Raw genomic sequence first — 17,133 nt, forward strand, 5'->3', positions numbered from 1 at the left:
GAAGGGACACTCATCGTGACATGACGGATATGCCAGATAGCAGGCAGCGACGGCAAGGAGTTTCCGGCGTTTTTATCCCCCCCGCTCAAGACCGACCGGAATCGAGCGGAGGGAACGTCACGCCGCCCGGCTCAGACCAGGCCCAGCCGCTCGGCCAGCAGGGCCCGGTGACGCCGGCCCGGACCCAGCAGCAACTCGGCGCTCTTGGCGCGCTTGTAGTAGAAGTGCGCGTCGTGCTCCCACGTGAAGCCGATGCCGCCGTGCAGGAGCAGATGCTCCTTGGCGACCCGGAAGTAGGCCGGGCCGACGTAGGCCTGGGCGAGCGCCGCGGCCTGCGGCAGCTCCTGCGGCGCCTCGTCCGCGGCCCACGCGGCGTACCTGGCCACCGACTCGGACTGCTCCAGAAGGCAGTGCAGATCGGCGAGCCGGTGCTTCACCCCCTGGAAGGAACCGACGAACCGGCCGAACTGCACGCGCAGCTTGGCGTAATCGACGATCGTGTCCAGGCAGCGGCGCAGCCCGCCCAGCTGCTCGGCCGCCAGGACCGCGCCGGCGACGTCGAGCGTGCGGGCCAGTGCCTCGGTGGCGTCCGCCGGGCCGACGAGCCGGGCCTGGATCCCGTCGAACTCCACGGCGGCCTGAGGACGGGTGAGGTCCAGGACCTCCAGCGGAGTGCGCTTGACGGCCTCGCCGGAGACGGCGAACACGGCCGGCTTCCCGTCCAGGCTCGCGACGACCAGGAGCAGGTCGGCGTCCGCGCCGTAGAGGACGCGCTCGGCACGGCCGTCGAGGGTGTGGTCGGCGGAGGCCGTCACGCCCTCGCCGAACGAGAGCGTCGCGACCGTCGTGCCCGCCGCGATCCCCGGCAGGTACTCCCGCTTGGCGTCCTCGTCGTCCAGCGCGAGCAGCGCCTCGGCCGCCAGGACGGACGAGGCGAAGTACGGCACCGGGGTGAGAGCCGTGCCCAGCTCCTCCAGCACGATCGCGACCTCCGCGCGCCCGGCTCCCTCTCCCCCGTACTCCTCGGGGATGGCCAGGCCGGTGACGCCCAGCTCCCCGGCGAGCCGGTCCCACGTCTTGCGGTCGTAGGACTCCTCGCCTTCGACGACCTGCCGGACCCGCGCGATGGGCGCGGCGGAGGCCAGGAAGGACCGGACGGCCCCGGCCAGCTCCTGCTGCTCGGTGGTAAGGATGAGTCTCACGCGCCCGTCTCCTTCTTCTGCGTGCCGACCTTGAGTTCACGGAAGGGCACGTCGCGGTCGACCTGCGGCTCGCGCGGCAGGCCCAGCACCCGCTCGCCGATCGCGTTGCGGACGATCTCGTTGGTGCCGCCGCCGAGCGCCATGCCCGGAGCCCACGCCAGGGCCACGGCGTAACGCGCCAGCTCGTCGTCCTCGGAGTGGGCGACGACGCCCTCGCCGAAGATCTCGGCGGCCGTCTCGGCGCTGTCGAGGGTCAGTTCGGCCAGCAGGAGCTTGGTGACCGAACCGCGCGAACCCGGGTTCACGCCGGCCTTGACCTCTTGCGCCAGCCGGGCGTTGAACAGCTCCAGCGCGCGTTCCTGGATGTAAAGGTCGACCAGCTTCTCGCGGACGGCCGGGTCCTCGGTGAGGCCGCGCTTCTGCGCGCGGGCGGCGATGCTCTTGTACGAGGTGGGACGGTCCGGGGCGGCGCTCCCCATGCCGATCGACATGCGCTCGTGCAGGAGGGTGGTGATGGCCGCGTGCCAGCCGTTGTTCACTCCCCCGAGGACCTGGTCCTCGGCGATGCGGACGTCGTCGAAGAAGACCTCGTTGAAGTGCGCGATGCCCGTCATGTCACGCAGCGGGCGCACCGTGACGCCGGGAGCGCGCATGTCGACGATGAACATCGTGATGCCCTTGTGCTTGGGCACGTCCGCGTCGGTACGGGCGATGATCAGGCCGTGGTCGGCGTGCTGCGCGACGGTCGTCCAGACCTTCTGGCCGCTCAGGACCCACCCGTCCTCGTCGCGGACCGCGCGGGTCTGCAGCGAGGCGATGTCCGAGCCGGCGCCGGGCTCGGAGAACAGCTGGCACCAGATCTCCTCGCCGCGCAGCAGCGGCCGGATGTAGCGCTTCTTCTGCTCCTCGGTGCCCAGCGACAGCAGCGTCGGCCCGCACATGCCGAGGCCGATGCCGAACACGCCGACCGGCAGGGCCTTTCCGCGCGCGGCCTGCTGGAAGACCCGCTCCTCCGCGGTGCTCAGCCCCTGCCCGCCGTATTCGGCCGGCCAGGAGATGCCGGAGTAGCCCGCGTCGTAGAGCTTCGCCATGAACTCCCGGGACACCTCCGTCCCCGTGTTCTCCGGAATGGGGGTCTTCTCCAGCCAGGCTTTCGCCTGACTGGCATACGCCTCGATATCAGTCATCCGGGCTCCTCAACCGAATCGGATTCGGTTTCTCATTCAACCCCAATGACCCCTGCTTCCTCCACCCTCCGTAAGGGTTTACTTTCCACTTCTGTACGCGAGCGCAAACGCCGCGGCCGCACCGAGCGCGCCCAGAACCCTCAGATGGTTGAACGCCGTCCACCGCGACGCGTACGTCTTCCAGAACTCGGCTGTACCGGCGGCCGCAGCGTCCAGCGCCTCGAGCTGGTTGTTGTAAGGCACGTGATAGACGGCCGTCAGCACGATCGGAACCAGGCACAGGCCGGCTCCCACCACCGCATACGTGCTTCCCGGCGCCCCGAGGTCACGCAGCCCCCCGACCCCCACGACGACCCCCGTCACCGCCGTGCCGAACAAAGTGAGCATGAAGAGCGAACTGGGCGCGGCCCTGTTCATCGACTGCATCGCGGCGGCACCCTGAGCGGCCGGCAGATTCACCAGCCCGCGCATGACGAAGGTGGAGAAGGCGAAGAAGACGCCGGCGTTAACTCCGGCCCCGACAGTCGAGACGAGCAGCAGAGTACGGTTCAAGGTGTTCTCCTCCAGGATTGGGCTACCCCCTCATCCCACCGCTCCGAAGCCGCGACCTCCATCGCTGAGAAGCGCACGCGCATACGCATCCGTCCACGCGTTACCTTCATCCCATGGACGCTCTAGCCGCCCTGCTGGACGGCCCCCGGGCCCAAGGCGCATTCCTTCTCCGCTCGGTCATGGACCCTCCGTGGTCCATGCGCATCCAGGACCGTTCGCCCCTGACGGTCGTGGTCATCGCCCAAGGCCATGCCTGGATCACCCCCGAGACGGGGTCTCCCCTTCAACTGGCCCCCGGCGAGGTCGCCCTGGTCCGAGGCCACCGCCCCTACACCGTCTCCGACTCCCCCGGCACGCCACCTCAGATCGTCATCCACCCCGGCCAGATCTGCACCACCCTGGACGGCACCCGCTTGGAGGAGACGATGTCCCAGGGCGTCCGCACCTGGGGCAACACCCCCGAGGGCGAGACCGTCATGCTCACCGGCACCTACGAGACCGCCACCGAGACCACGCAGCAACTCCTGAACGCCCTGCCCCCGCTGCTGACCCTCCCGGCCGACCCGGCCCACACCCCGCTGATCTCCCTCCTCACCACGGAGATCACCCAGGACTCCCCCGGCCAGACCGCGGTCCTCGACCGCCTCCTGGACCTGCTGACGATCACACTCCTGCGCACGTGGCTCACCCGGAAAGACGCACGCCCTCCCGCCTGGTACCAAGCCCAGTCCGACCCTCTGATCGGCCAGGCCCTGCGCCTCCTGCACCACAACCCGTCCCACCCCTGGACGGTGGAGCTCCTCGCCACAAAACTGGGCGTCTCCCGCTCGGCCCTGGCCCGCCGCTTCACAGCCCTGGTAGGCGAGCCCCCCATGGCCCACCTCACCCGCTGGCGCCTGAGCCTCGCCGCCGACCTCCTCGAGGACCCGGCCCTCACCCTGGAGGCCATAGCCCGAAGAGTCGGCTACGCCACCCCCTACGCCCTCAGCACCGCCTTCAAGCGCACCCGAGGCCTCACCCCGGCCCAACACCGAGCCCGCCGCACCCCGATTTCGCGTACACCCCCCGAAACCCTGTACGCTACCGACGGAGCCAATCAACACGGCCCCACGCGGATGTAGCTCAATGGTAGAGCCCTAGTCTTCCAAACTAGCTACGCGGGTTCGATTCCCGTCATCCGCTCTTTGTTTCCGCAGGTCAGAGCCGTGATTCACTCTAGTGGATCACGGCTCAAGATCTTTTGTCACCCAAATGTCACTGGGAATCGCCGCTACGCGCTGGCAGTTCACATGCGAACCCGGTCTCGATCAGCATCGCCCGGCACCCCCTGCTTCCTCCGTCGACACCCCGCAGCCCGCTCGAATCACTATGACGAACGTAGGGTCTTAGCCTGCGTTCATCACCACAACGGGCCTCAGGATCTCTCCAGGGGTAAAGACGTGTCAGATGCGCCGGAGACGGCAGTGGGATTGCCACTGAAGCTCCCCACCGACACAACGCGGTGCTGCACCGATGTCTACGCGCATCCCCGTCCGCAGTTGGCACGTCAGGGCGTTGCGGGCAGTCGCGCACGGCTACTACGTCGTGGTGCCGCAACGGCGCCTGGCCAGTCGGCGCTGGCGGCCCGAACTGCACACCACGGCGCTGGACGTCGCGATCGCCGACTACGGAATCAATGACGTGGCGCTGCTGGGAATCAACGCTGCCACAGGCTCCACGCCGGGGCGTGGGTCGGCGGCGACTGGTTCAGATGCGTTTCAACGAGGAGGAGTACGCGGCGTTCCCTTCGGCCGCCGAACGGCGGGGTTTGTCGAACGGGATCTATGCGGCGCAGGCGTGCATGGCACATGTACGAGACCTGGACTCGGTCGAGCAGGAAGCGCTGCGTGACCTGCTGGGGGCGTTGATACTGGCGGACAGGTCAGGTCCGGAAAGCCGGCGTGCTATTCAACCAGGTGGTGGCCAGGCTGAACGCAACAGGCAAGCAGGCGGAACGGTTCGCTGTATACGCAGCGGCGGCTGACCGGACCCTGCGGAGAATGGACGATCTGACCGCTCGGGTGAGGGCCCATCTGTCGTGGTCGGGAAGGTGATCCGAGGGAAGCGGGTCCAAGGCCTGATCCGCTACGTGTTCGGCCCCGATAACCACGGGAGGCATCACGACCCGCACGTCATCACGAAATACCGCTCGGCCGAGGACCTGGAACCTCCGCGCAGGGCTGACGGAGGCCTGGACTTCCAGGCACTGGAGGAGGTGATGACGCAACCGCTGGCGCTGCTCGGAGAGCTCAACCTGGCCAGGCCGGTGCGGCATTACCTCATCCGGACGATCCGATCCTCACGAACGAGCAATGGGCCCAGATCGCCCGCGAGATCATGCACACCACCGGACTGGCTCCGAAAGGAGGCGACGACGGCTGCCGCTGGTTCACGGTCCGGCACGTTGACGACCACATCCACCTGGTCGCAACGCTGGCCCGACAGGACGGGCGGCGCCACGCCGCATCGAGCGGAAGAACGGCTTCGTGCGGACGTCCCCGGCGGACAGGACAGCGGCGAAGAGACCGACCCGGGGAGAGACGGAGAAGGCAAGTCGCCACCACCCTCCGGAGGCTCCACGAGCCTCACTGCGACGGCATGTCATTACCTGCGCCGCCGGGCACGCAGCGAGAAGGAGTTCTTCTCCCGGCTGCGTGGCGAAGGCGTCCTGGTCAAGTTCCGGCACAGCCGCCAGAACCCGGAGCAGATCACCGGTTACGCCGTCGCACTCCCAGGCAACAGCAGCCGCGACGGCTGGCCGATCTACTTCAGCGGCGGACGGCTCGCTCCGGATCTGACCTTGCCGAAGCTCCGGGCCCGCTGGCCATCCGCTCTCCGCCGGCACTACCAAAGCCGTCAGAAGGTCGTCGAACCGAATCTCTCTCAACACTCGTGCCCGCCAACCAGGGCAACATCAAGAGTCCGTGCCGCGGGAAGCTCACGCGGAACTCCAAGTGGTCTACGACGACGCCGCCCGAGTTGCCGACCACGCCAGCGACCAGATCCGCCGCTGCACCACGCTCAATCATCAGGCCGTCCGCGCCCAGAGGGCCGAGTTCCCAAGCCCATCAGAGCAGGAGAGGGAGAGCGGTCGGAGTGGCACGCGGTGTAGCACTTCGACTCTGTAGGCATCTACAGATAACTGAGTACTCAGCGGTTGAGCCTTGTCGACACTTACGAGCCGAAGATCCAGTTCGCCTTGACGACCAGGCGAGGAACAAGGATCCGCGCGCCGCTGTGGCACCGGCTCCGCCAGCTGGTCTGGTGTTTATTCGTGTTCAGGTTGCCCAGATGGCCTGCTGAAACTACGCTCGACCATGCGACAGCAGGGGCGTAGTTTCCTGACAGGACCTGAGACGAGCAGAGGGCGCAAGTGACTACAGAGAAGCGTAAGGCTGTTGTGCTGTTGAGCGGCGGCCTGGACTCGACCACTGTTCTCGCGATCGCTCGCCACGAAAGCTACGAGACGTACGCGCTCAGCTTCCGCTACGGCCAGCGGCACACCGAAGAACTCGAAGCAGCCAAGAGGATCGCCGCCGAGCTCGGCGCCACCGAACATGTGATCGCTGACATCAACCTCGCTGTCTTCGGTGGATCTGCCCTCACCGACGCCTCTCTGAATGTTCCGCACCACAAGAGCGCTGAGGACATCGGTACTGAGATTCCGATCACCTACGTTCCCGCACGCAACACCATCTTCCTCTCTTTCGCCCTCGCTTGGGCGGAGACGCTCAACTCGTCCGACGTCTTCATCGGTGTCAACGCACTCGACTACAGCGGCTACCCTGACTGTCGCCCTGAGTACATCGAGGCCTACGAGAAGATGGCGAACCTCGCTACCAAGGCCGGTGTTGAGGGCACCCAGAAGCTGAAGGTTCACACCCCGCTGATTCAGTTGACCAAGGCCCAGACGATCCAGCGTGGGCTCGAACTTGGTGTCGACTACTCCCTGACCCACAGTTGCTACGACCCGGTCGGCGGCCGTGCTTGCGAAACCTGTGACTCGTGCTTGCTGCGCAGTCGCGGCTTTGCTGAACTCGGTCTCGTCGACCCGTCATTCACCTCCGCGAAGGCTTGATCCGGTCCATGTACCGGATCAAAGAGATCTTTTACACGCTTCAGGGCGAGGGCAGTCATGCTGGGCGTCCGTCCGTGTTCTGTCGATTCACAAGCTGTAACTTGTGGACCGGTCTAGAGAAGGATCGCCACCGGGCAATCTGTAAGTTCTGTGATACAGACTTCGTTGGAACAGACGGGCCCGGCGGCGGAAGGTTCCAAACATCCGTTGACCTCGCCGCCGCTGTCGCGAAGGCTTGGCAGGGCAAACCGCACCCACGGAGCAAGCCCTACGTGGTCTGCACCGGGGGTGAACCACTCCTGCAGTTGGACCAGGACGCCGTTGACGCACTTCATGCGGAGGGTTTCGAGGTCGCCATCGAGACCAACGGCACACGTCCCGCGCCTAATGGCATCGACTGGATCTGCGTCAGCCCCAAAGCAGATGCAGAAGTCGTCCTGACATCCGGTCACGACTTGAAACTGGTGTATCCACAGCCTGAGGCCCCGCCGGAGCGTTTTGAGCACCTCGACTTCGACCGGTTCTTGCTTCAGCCGATGGATGGGCCGGACATCGTCGCGAACATACAAGCCACCGTCGCTTACTGCCTCGAACACCCGCAGTGGCAGTTGAGCCTCCAAACCCACAAGACTCTGGGAATCCCTTGATCGAGATCTTTCGCGAGTTCACCTTCGAAGCGGCGCACCGACTGCCCAACGTTCCTGATGGGCACAAGTGCGCGCGCCTGCACGGGCACAGCTACCGACTGGAGGTGCATGTCCGCGGCGAGGTGGACGAGTCGATGGGCTGGCTCATGGACTTTGCCGACGTCAAAGCGGCCGTGAAACCAGTGATCGACCGACTCGACCACTACTACCTCAACGAAATTTCTGGCCTGGAGAATCCGACCAGCGAAGTGCTCGCCAAGTGGGTCTGGGGCCGACTGACCGATGTTCTCCCCCTATCAAAGATCGTCGTCCGGGAAACCTGTACCTCTGGATGCGTCTACCGAGGTGAACAGTGATGCTCGAAGACGTCCAGGCCACGCCTGACACCCGGGGCATTGCACTTGACGAGGTGGGCATTGACGGTCTTCGCTATCCGGTGCTCGTAGCAGATGGTCAAGGGGCTAAACGCGAGACAGTGGCGACTGCCAAGATGTCCGTCGGCCTTAGTCCTGACGTCAAGGGAGCCCATCTGAGTCGGTTCGTCGAGGTCATGCATGGCTCTCGGGAACAACTCACTCTGGATTCGGCGAAGAACCTCGCAGACGAGTTGCGCCAGCACATGGGGAGCCCAACCGCGAAAATTGAGTTTTCCTTTCCCTATTTTCTGGAGCGGGAGGCACCGGTCACTCGCGCTAGGGCTTATGTGGAATACACCTGCTCGATCAGTGCATCTAGCAACCCTGAGGGGACGACAGCAACCTTCCGAGTGGTGGTTCCAGTTACTAGTGTGTGCCCATGTAGCAAGGCGATCAGTGATTACGGCGCACATAACCAGCGCGGCTACATCACCATTGATGCCCGCCCTGCTGCGGATGATCTCTGGTTCGATGAATTGATCGACATCGCAGAGGCATCCTCCTCGTCGCCCGTCTATGCATTGCTGAAGCGACCTGATGAGCGATATGTAACGATGGCGGGTTACGACCATCCTGTTTTCGTTGAAGACATGGTGCGTAACGTATGCCTCGCGCTTAGGGCATCGGATCGAGTCGTCGGCTATCGCGTTCGGGCACTAAACGACGAGAGTATCCATAATCACGCGGCCTACGCAGCGGTTGCCTGGACGTTCCCAGGAGACGCCTGACGATGGGTAGCGCCGTCGAGAACGAGGCGCCGACTGTTCATATCGTGGTGACGTGCACTAACCGTAAACGCGTTCGTGTTCCTAGCCACCTACAGGTGCGCGATCTTCAGAAGTCAGACGTAGCAAGGCGCAGTCGGGCATGGATCAAGCGACTGTCCGATGCGCCAACGGTAGCGCTGGCCAAGGAACTCTATGCCGGTGAACACTGGCAGATTGCACGTGGTCTGGCCGAACGTGTCGGGGCCCACGGACGTCTCTGGGTTAGTTCAGCCGGTTACGGTTTGATCAGTGCCGATGCCCCCTTGGCCCCGTATGGCGCAACGTTCGCATTGGGGCAAGACGACTCGGTCGCCGACGACCTTGTCGGGGTAAGAGCCTGGTGGGAAGGCTTGGCTCAGTGGGAGGGACCTGAGCCGGGACAGCCGCGTTCGATCAGTGCTCTTGCTGCGCGAGAGCCGGACTCTGTGATCATCGCGGTGCTATCCGATCCATATGTGCGAGCTTGTGCGCTCGATCTGCGAGACGCGGAGAAGCAACTTTCCGACGCGGACAGCCTGTCCGTCGTCGGCCCCGCAGGACGCTGCCACGAGGTCGATGACATGGTCGTGCCCGTCACAGCGGCGCTACGCAGTGCCGTGGGTGGCAGTTTGCTGTCGTTGAACGTGCGTGCTGCCGCCGATGTCATTGATGCTTGCCAGCGTGTGGGCGATCCGCTTAAACGGCCGTTCCTCAAGAAACTCATGCAGAGCGCCCATGAGGCCGCGCCTGTCATTGAAGCCAGGCCTGCTGGGGCACGCCTCACCGACGATCAGGTGCGTGACTTCATCTTCAAGCACGTGGCTTTTGGTCCTACATCGGCGACCAAATTGTTGCGGGCTCTTCGCGATGCAGGTCTGTCTTGCGAGCAGTCACGCTTCAGGCAACTTTTCCTTGATGTCACCGCATCGAGGTCTGCAGGGTCAGGGGGGCTTTTCTGATGACCGCTCCGCTCAAACCTGGCTTCACCGAAGTCAGGGCGCTGCGCATCATCCAAGCCAAGAGTTACCCTCTCTACATCTTCATGTTGCGCGCGGCGGATATCCTCAATTTTGCCGACATCTCCCGTGTAAGCCGTGATGATGCTGGCAAGTTGATCGGTTATCAACGACCACATGTCAAAAAGCATATCCAGGAGATCGTCGACTACCTTAACAGCGACTTTCCAATCTTCCCGAACCCGATCATCATGGCGTTGTCTCCTCAAGTTCATTTTAACCGGACTCGAGGAGGGCACGGCCTTCCCGACGACGGTCTCTCCGACACAGGTAGGCTGTCGATCCCAACTCCGGAGGAAGGCCGCACGAAGCCTGCATGGATTGTTGATGGACAGCAACGGGCTCTCGCCTTGGCGCAGGCAGAACGTTGTGACTTCCCCGTTCCAATTACTGCGTTTGTGGCGGATACCGTCAATCTCCAGCGTGACCAATTCGTGAGGATCAACAACACCAAACCGCTTCCGCGCGGTCTAGTGACCGAACTATTGCCTGATGTGGACAGCCCTCTTCCTCCACGTCTGGCAGTTCGCAAAGCACCTTCGCAGTTGTGTGATGTGCTGAACTCTGATAAAAACTCACCGTTTTTCGGCATGATCAAGCGTGCGTCGATGGCCGGCAAATCATCCCAAGCGGTGATCACCGACACCGGCATCGTTGACATGATCCAGCAGAGCCTGACCTTGTCTTCTGGTTGTCTCTATCCTTTCCGAGACATCGGTAAGGGTGAGACCGACTTTGACGGCATCATCAAAGCCTTGAATATCTACTGGTGGGCAGTGCGCGACACATTCCCTGAAGCTTGGGGTAAACCGCCTGAGAAAAGCCGACTCATGCATGGCGCAGGGATCCGCGCTATGGGACGGCTGATGGACCGGGTGCTCGGAGCAGTCGACCCGCTACGCCGAGACGCACCGGATGCGGTTCGCCAGCACCTTGCCCTCATCGCCCCGCATTGCCGCTGGACATCGGGCACATGGGAAGATCTTGGATACCGCTGGAACGAGATCGAAAACGTGGCCAAGCATGTCGGAGAGCTCTCCAACCATCTTATTCGTCTCTACCAAAACGCCCGCAGGGAGCTCCCGTGAGGTTCTACTTCCCCGACAGCCAGGACCAGGTAAGCCCTAGCTTCAACTTCCTCACCGAGGAGTACCCGGCCACCCGCGTCCGGCAGCGCGACGATAAATATGCCCATGAGGTACTCCAACCAGTCCCGTATGACGGGATCCTCGTCAGTAAGGCCATCGTCGACGGTTCTGTAAGGGGTGCGGGCAAGTACTCCATGCCTCAGCGGGAGCGGCTCTACAGGCTCGGTGTCACTAAGTACTTCCGCCTGCCGGCCAACGTATCGACGCTCGGTGACTGCGGTGCATTCACCTACGTCCAGGAGGAACTTCCTCCGTACACAACGGATGAAGTACTGGATTTCTATGAGCGGTGCGGATTCGACTCTGGTATCAGCATTGACCATTTGATCTTCGGGTACGAAAGTGAAATCGCTGACAAGGACGTCAATCCAGATTGGATCAATCGCCGTGATATTTCGCTACGGTATGCACTAGAATTTATTGATAAAGTCAAGGAGCGCAATTCTCGGCTTGAGCCCGTCGGTTCTGCGCAAGGCTGGAGTCCCGCGAGTTATGCCGATAGTGTTGCACATCTTCAGGAATTTGGGTACAAGAGAATTGCTCTTGGGGGCATGGTTCCACTCAAGACCCCGGATATTCTCGCCTGCCTTAAGGAAATCAGCAAGGTCCTGAAGCCGGAAACCGGACTTCACCTGCTCGGTATTACCCGGGTCGCCTCGTTGGAGGAATTTCAGGCCTACGGCGTTACGAGTATCGACTCTACCTCCCCGTTTCGTCAGGCATTCATGGACGAACGGAATAATTACTATTTCAAGGATACCGCCTACACGGCAATTCGCGTCCCGCAGGTTGACGGGAACCCGACCCTCAAGCGGCAGATCCTTGCAGGCGAGGTCTCTCAGATGGAGGCTAAAGCCGCGGAGAAGGAGTGCCTGAAGAGGCTTCGATCCTTCGACCAGGGCGAGGAGACCATCGATCGAGTAATAGCGATACTCGCCGAATACGAGAAGATCATCGAACCGTCGGGAAAGAAGAAGACACGTATTCCGGCGTATCGCAAGACGCTGGAAGTAGGACCGTGGAAGTCCTGCAATTGCACGCTCTGCACAAAGCATGGAATCGAGATTGTGATCTTCCGGGGAACTGAGCGGAATAAGCGTCGGGGATTCCATAATCTACATGTCTTTGGTGACAGAATTCACCATGTCACCCGTCCGATCAATGAGGAGAACTAATGGCCGACCGTGACACGCTCCGCCTGCCGGCGCTAGAGGTTCGGCAAGGTTCTCGTCGTATCTACTGCTTCGCAGTAGATGGGAAAAGGGTCCACGAGTTCGCTGCTATATCGCGAATCAAGCGCGATGACAACGAACAACTCCACGGGTATCAGCGCCCCGAGGTCGCCTCTCATATTCGGTCGATCCAGCGTTACCTGGAGTCAGAAGGCGCGATGCTTCCGAACGCGATCGTTCTGGCCTTCGACAGCAGAGTGAAGTTCGAACCTCTCGTACCAGAGCAGGGTCATCCCTATTCCACACCGGGTGAGTTGGTCGTCCCGATCGACGAGACCCTCAGCGAGAACGAGAAACCGGCCTGGCTCGTTGATGGTCAACAGCGCAGCGCCGCGATTCGGGAAGCCGACGTCGGCGAATTCCCCGTAGCCGCAGTCGCATTCATCGCCGACGACGAGGCCGAGCAGCGCGCTCAGTTCATCCTGGTCAATAACACCAAGCCTCTGCCCAAGGGCTTGATCCACGAGCTCTTGCCTGATACGACCGGTCACCTACCCCAGGCATACGCTCGCCGGCAACTTCCCGCAATAATCATGACTCGCCTGAACGGCACTATCGGCGGCCCCTTCTACCGGGCTATCGCTACCCCCACCTCGCCGGATGGCTACATCAAGGACAACAGCATCCTCCGAATGATCGAGCACAGTCTCTACGAAGGCGCGCTCTACCAGTACCGCAACCCGGAGGACGGTACTGGCGACATCGACCAGATACTCCTACACCTGAACACCTACTGGCGACTCGTCAAGGGCGTCTTTCCTGAAGCCTGGGCACTCCCGCCCCGTCTCTCCCGCCTCACCCACGGTGTCGGTATCCAGGCCATGGGCTTCCTCATGGACCACCTCACTGAAGACCTTGTTCCCAGCGAAATCGAAAGTGTTGTCACCGACGCTCTCAAACGCATCGAACGGGCAGCGGCTTGGACCAGTGGCACGTGGTCCTTCGGCCCGGACGAGATCCGTAAGTGGAACAGTTTTCAAAACACTCCGAACGACGTCCGTACCCTTACTACGGGTCTTCTTCGCCTGATCAACCAGGAACGCCTCTTCTAACGAGGTTTCAGGCGTGATGTCGCTGGTCTGACAGATGGCGTCTGGGGCGGTATGTGTGGTGTATGAGGTATCCGCAGGGTGGCGGGTTGACCGCTGAGCGGCGGGCGTTCCGTGAAGGGATCCGGGCGCGGGCGGCCGGGTTGTTCGCCGCCGGCGTGGAGTTGAGGGTCAGCGTCCGGTCCGTGCAGCGCTGACGCAGGGCATGGAATGCCGGGGGGCCGGCGGGGCTGCGGTCGAAGGGATCGGCGGCACGGCCGAAGCTGAGCCCAGTTCTGTGGGAGGCGCTGGAGACCGAGCTCGATCGGGGGCCGGCCGCGCATGGCTGGCCGGACCAGACCTGGACGCTGGCCCGGATCCAGACACTCATCGGCCGTCGTTTCCACAAGAGGGTCAGCTTGTCGGGCATCTGCCAGATGCTGCGGCGCAACGGCTGGACACACCAAAGTCCCGCCCGCAGAGCGGTCGAACGAGACGATGCCGCGGTGGCCAGCTGGGTGAGGGAGACCTGGCCGCACGTGGAAAAACCGCGGCGGCGCTCGGCGCCTGGATCATCTTCGAAGACGAAGCCGGGTTCTCGATGACGCCGCCGACCCGCAAGACCTGGTCCCGCCGCGGCCGCACCCCTCTCATCCGGGTCCGGGGACGCTCTCAGCGACGCTTCTCCCTGGCGGCCCTGGCCTGCTACCGGCCCGGTGAGCGACCTCGGCTGATCTACCGGCCCAAACGACATCCCGTCCACAAGAGCGCCCAACGCCGCAGCTTCGCCTGGAGCGACTACCGCGACCTGCTCACAGCGGCCCACCACCAGCTCAACGGCCCGATCGTGCTGGTCTGGGACAATCTCAACGTCCACCGGGACAAGCGATTGAAAGCGTTCGTCGACGCCTCGGCCTGGCTCACCGTCTTCTACCTGCCGGCCTACGCACCCGACCTCAACCCCGTCGAGACAGCATGATCCCTGCTGCGCCGCAGCAGCCAGACCAACCGGCACTTCACCGAACCCGACCAGCTCCTGACCACCCTGCGCCAGGGCCTGCGAAAGATCCAATACCGCAGCGACCTCATCAACAGCTGCCTCGCCGCCACCGGCCTCACCCTGGCGACATCACGCCTGAAACCTCGTCAACCTCGATCTTTCGCGTGTCTGGTTTGGTCGCGTAGCGACCGGACCAGACCGTTTTTTCGGTAGGCGGTCGTGCGGATGGCCCGACTGTCGCGTCGGGGGCGGGGTTCCATCGGCCCGGGTGGTCGTCCTTTCTGGCTGGTGGGGGCAGGTTGGTGTTGGTCAGGGTGCGGGCAGGGTCTGCAGGCGGGTGACCGCGGAGGCGATGAGGTCGGCCCAGCGCCAGCGGGCGGCGATCCGGAGCCGTCTTCCGCCTTTGGCGAGGCGGCCTGCGGCGGAGAACAGGCGGAGCCGGAGCCGTTTGGGTTCCCAGCGTGGGGCTGGATGGTCGTGCAGGGCGAGCATCTGCATCCAGGCGAGCAGGTCGGCGGCGAGCGCGACGAACTCCAGCCAGACCTGGTTCTGGGCGGCTCCATGCAGGGGCAGGTTGCGCAGGCCGGTGTCTTTCGCATTGCGGATGCGGTCTTCGCAGCGGGCGCGGTGGCGGTGGCGTAGTTCCAGGTCGGCGAGTTGGCCGCGGCCACCGCCGGGCCGGGTGCCGGTGACGAAGACCGTGAAGCGGTGGCCATCCAGATCGGTGAGGCGGAGCTGCGCGCCGGGGTGGGGGTGTTCCTTGCGGACGATGACCCGCATGCCCTTGGGCCAGGACGACAGATCGAGCATCCCGGTGAGCTCGGCGACCCACGCTCCGTCCCGGACCCGCCGCTCGTCGTCGTAGGCGACCTTCCACATGTCTTCGGGGAGGGCGAGGATCGCCGCGCAGATGTCGTCGGTCAGGCCGAATCCGATGGAGTACTTCAGCCGGCAAGAGGCCACCCAGTTCAGGAACTCATGCGTGCCACCCCCGGAATCAGCCCGGATCAGCACCTGCTTGTGCAGGTGGTCGGGGATCTGGTTGAGTGCGGCCCGCCCCGCCGTGATGTGGTCTTCGGCGGTGTTCGACCCGTCGTTACCGCGACGCAGCAGCAGCACGGCGGCCTCGCCCGTCCCGCCGGGGCCGTGGTCGATGAACGCGGTCATCGGATGGAACTCGAACGAACGCTCCCAGGTCGACGCTGCGGCCTCTTTCTCCGAATGCGCGATCACGATCGTCGCGTCCAGATCCACCGGAATCAGAGAGCCGTCCGCGCCCGGAGCATGCTCGCCCGCCAACTGCCAGGCCCGTTCCCGGGCAGCCGCACGCGCCCCGCGGACCGCCCGCAACGCCCTCGGCCCTGCATCGGCTGTCGCGAGGATCCGCAAGCCCAAGGACAAGGCCCGGGTTGAGAGGTCGATTCCTTATGTTCGGGACTCGTTCTGGCGGGGCCAGGAGTGGCCGAGTACGATCCTAAAATCGCAGGTCAAGGACCAAGATCGCATATAGGTAGGAGTGCCGACGGCTTGAACGACCAAGGATTCACAGTCGGGTGGCTACTTTACGTAGCGATTGGGTGCCAACTGAAAGCCTACAGTCACCTTTGGAGGAACCTCGGCTAGTTTCAGGTGATTTCCGGAATCCAGACGCTAACGTCGGTCCCGTAGACGGAAGGACCGTTCCCCAGACGGTCCCTGCGCAGGCGAAGAGAGGTCTGTCCCCGTGTCGGCACGTTTCACGGTCGGCCAATTGGTCGAGTACACCAACTCTCCGGGCATCGGCAAGGTTGTCGGAGTTTCTAGCTCTCATCTCCAGGTCGAGTTCTTCGAGTCAGTTGCAAAACCCTCCGCTGCTTCAGCCTTTGTACCGCTCGGCGCATGCCAACACGTATCCCTCATGCCCGAGACCCGCGTCTACCGGCGCAACCCCGATACCGGTATGTGGTTGGCCGGGCGGGTAAAGGGTCAGGTCAACACGGGCGAGTATTTTGTGCGCTTCCCGAACGTCGAATACGATCTTCCCGTCCACGAGAAGCAACTCCACGTCCGCTGGGACCGTCCCGTCGCGGATCCTGTACTGGTGCTGACATCAGGCGGAAGCGAGTCCGGCTACTTCTCTAACGCGCGCCTGCCCTTCCTTCGGAACCTCGTTGGGCAACGGGCGGCGTGTGCAAGCGTCTCGGCTCTGCTTTCGTCTGCTGTCGAGTTCTTTCCCCACCAGGTGTATGCAGCGCTCACAGTCTTGTCTGATCCGGTTCAGCGTTACCTTCTCGCCGACGAGGTCGGCCTCGGCAAAACGATCGAAGCCGGCTATGTGATCAGACAGACCCTGATCGATAATCCGCGCGCAAAGATCTGCGTGATAGCACCCGATGTGCTGCGACGTCAGTGGCAGCGGGAGCTCCGTGAGAAGTTCTTCATCGACGACTTCCCAAGCGCGACGATCCGGATCCTGCGTCAGGACGAACCTGAGCGATGGGTGTCATGGGAGGACAGCGATCTGGTCGTAGTCGACGAGGCCCACCAACTCGTCCAGGTCACAAATGGAGAAGTTGAACCGTACCGCAGCCTCACGCGTCTTGCTCACGGATCAACACGTCTGCTGCTGATGACCGCGACACCGGTCATGTCGAACCACGTTACCCAATTGGCGCTACTACACCTCCTCGATCCCAGTCTCTACCGGTGGTCGGACCTCGAATCTTTCGAGCGCAAATACCGACTGCGGGCCAGACTTGCAAGTTTGGTGTACTCGTTGGACAGCGAGTTCACCTATCTTTTGAAAGATTCCATCGACGAGATCAGCGAATTGATCCCCGAATCAGATAGTCAATTCAAGGAA

At 63.1% G+C, this 17,133-nt stretch carries 16 protein-coding genes, 1 tRNA gene and 1 pseudogene; 14 read left to right on the forward strand and 4 right to left on the reverse strand.

Annotation, left to right across the window (positions count from 1 at the left end; translation table 11 throughout):
• Positions 1–131: 131 nt before the first annotated feature.
• From ABD327_RS35115 to ABD327_RS35125, 3 genes are all read right to left on the reverse strand, one after another.
• Positions 132–1,202, reverse strand: coding sequence for an acyl-CoA dehydrogenase family protein (locus tag ABD327_RS35115; RefSeq protein WP_344457537.1), 1,071 nt, complete (start codon positions 1,200–1,202; stop codon positions 132–134).
• A complete protein-coding gene (locus tag ABD327_RS35120; protein WP_344457540.1) occupies positions 1,199–2,389 on the reverse strand; it encodes an acyl-CoA dehydrogenase family protein in 1,191 nt (396 codons plus the stop codon). The genes ABD327_RS35115 and ABD327_RS35120 overlap by 4 nt, the downstream gene beginning before the upstream one ends.
• A gap of 78 nt (positions 2,390–2,467) precedes the next feature.
• The gene (locus tag ABD327_RS35125; RefSeq protein ID WP_344457542.1) at positions 2,468–2,941 is read right to left on the reverse strand and encodes an anthrone oxygenase family protein; all 474 of its coding nucleotides are present in this window, start codon (positions 2,939–2,941) and stop codon (positions 2,468–2,470) included.
• A 113-nt stretch (positions 2,942–3,054) separates the two neighbouring features.
• Here ABD327_RS35125 and ABD327_RS35130 point away from each other — a divergent pair, with 113 nt between their 5' ends.
• From ABD327_RS35130 to ABD327_RS35185, 13 genes are all read left to right on the forward strand, one after another.
• A complete protein-coding gene (locus ABD327_RS35130) occupies positions 3,055–4,062 on the forward strand; it encodes an AraC family transcriptional regulator (RefSeq protein WP_344457544.1) in 1,008 nt (335 codons plus the stop codon).
• Positions 4,053–4,123: transfer RNA gene (locus ABD327_RS35135), tRNA-Gly, on the forward strand. Before ABD327_RS35130 ends, ABD327_RS35135 begins: the two co-directional genes overlap by 10 nt.
• 568 nt (positions 4,124–4,691) lie before the next feature.
• Positions 4,692–4,964: a hypothetical protein gene (locus tag ABD327_RS35140; protein WP_344457546.1), complete on the forward strand. Its 273-nt coding sequence runs from the start codon at positions 4,692–4,694 to the stop codon at positions 4,962–4,964.
• A gap of 1,389 nt (positions 4,965–6,353) precedes the next feature.
• On the forward strand, positions 6,354–7,058 hold the full coding sequence (gene queC / locus ABD327_RS35145; protein WP_344457548.1) for a 7-cyano-7-deazaguanine synthase QueC: 705 nt from the start codon (positions 6,354–6,356) through the stop codon (positions 7,056–7,058).
• An 8-nt stretch (positions 7,059–7,066) separates the two neighbouring features.
• Positions 7,067–7,705: a 7-carboxy-7-deazaguanine synthase gene (gene queE, locus ABD327_RS35150; protein WP_344457550.1), complete on the forward strand. Its 639-nt coding sequence runs from the start codon at positions 7,067–7,069 to the stop codon at positions 7,703–7,705.
• Positions 7,702–8,061 (forward strand): 6-carboxytetrahydropterin synthase QueD, encoded by a 360-nt coding sequence (queD, locus tag ABD327_RS35155; RefSeq protein ID WP_425547284.1) that lies wholly within the window; start codon positions 7,702–7,704, stop codon positions 8,059–8,061. Before queE ends, queD begins: the two co-directional genes overlap by 4 nt.
• Positions 8,061–8,849, forward strand: a complete 789-nt coding sequence (gene folE2, locus ABD327_RS35160) for a GTP cyclohydrolase FolE2 (protein WP_344457552.1) — start codon at positions 8,061–8,063, stop codon at positions 8,847–8,849. The genes queD and folE2 overlap by 1 nt, the downstream gene beginning before the upstream one ends.
• A gap of 95 nt (positions 8,850–8,944) precedes the next feature.
• Positions 8,945–9,826 carry a hypothetical protein gene (locus tag ABD327_RS35165; RefSeq protein ID WP_344457555.1) on the forward strand — a complete coding sequence of 294 codons (882 nt, stop codon included), beginning with the start codon at positions 8,945–8,947 and terminating at the stop codon, positions 9,824–9,826.
• Positions 9,826–10,971, forward strand: coding sequence for a DGQHR domain-containing protein DpdB (dbpB, locus tag ABD327_RS35170; RefSeq protein ID WP_344457557.1), 1,146 nt, complete (start codon positions 9,826–9,828; stop codon positions 10,969–10,971). Before ABD327_RS35165 ends, dbpB (ABD327_RS35170) begins: the two co-directional genes overlap by 1 nt.
• Positions 10,968–12,206 (forward strand): tRNA-guanine transglycosylase DpdA, encoded by a 1,239-nt coding sequence (dpdA, locus tag ABD327_RS35175; protein WP_344457559.1) that lies wholly within the window; start codon positions 10,968–10,970, stop codon positions 12,204–12,206. The genes dbpB (ABD327_RS35170) and dpdA overlap by 4 nt, the downstream gene beginning before the upstream one ends.
• Complete coding sequence (gene dbpB / locus ABD327_RS35180; RefSeq protein ID WP_344457561.1) at positions 12,206–13,315, forward strand: DGQHR domain-containing protein DpdB; 1,110 nt, start codon at positions 12,206–12,208, stop codon at positions 13,313–13,315. The genes dpdA and dbpB (ABD327_RS35180) overlap by 1 nt, the downstream gene beginning before the upstream one ends.
• A 365-nt stretch (positions 13,316–13,680) precedes the next feature.
• Entirely contained in the window at positions 13,681–13,896 is a 216-nt protein-coding gene (locus ABD327_RS37560) for a helix-turn-helix domain-containing protein (RefSeq protein ID WP_425547288.1), read from the forward strand.
• On the forward strand, positions 13,893–14,270 hold the full coding sequence (locus ABD327_RS35185) for a transposase (RefSeq protein WP_344457563.1): 378 nt from the start codon (positions 13,893–13,895) through the stop codon (positions 14,268–14,270). Before ABD327_RS37560 ends, ABD327_RS35185 begins: the two co-directional genes overlap by 4 nt.
• 330 nt (positions 14,271–14,600) lie before the next feature.
• Here ABD327_RS35185 and ABD327_RS35190 read toward each other — a convergent pair.
• Positions 14,601–15,647 (reverse strand): annotated as a pseudogene (locus ABD327_RS35190) (IS1380 family transposase); the annotation flags it as partial.
• A gap of 394 nt (positions 15,648–16,041) precedes the next feature.
• On the opposite strand from ABD327_RS35190, the gene dpdE reads away from it, so the two are divergent.
• Positions 16,042–17,133, forward strand: a 1,092-nt coding sequence (gene dpdE / locus ABD327_RS35195; protein ID WP_344457566.1) for a protein DpdE, incomplete at its 3' end; no start/stop codon positions are given.

Origin of the sequence: Actinocorallia aurantiaca (assembly GCF_039533685.1) — a bacterium.
GTDB lineage: Bacteria > Actinomycetota > Actinomycetes > Streptosporangiales > Streptosporangiaceae > Actinocorallia > Actinocorallia aurantiaca.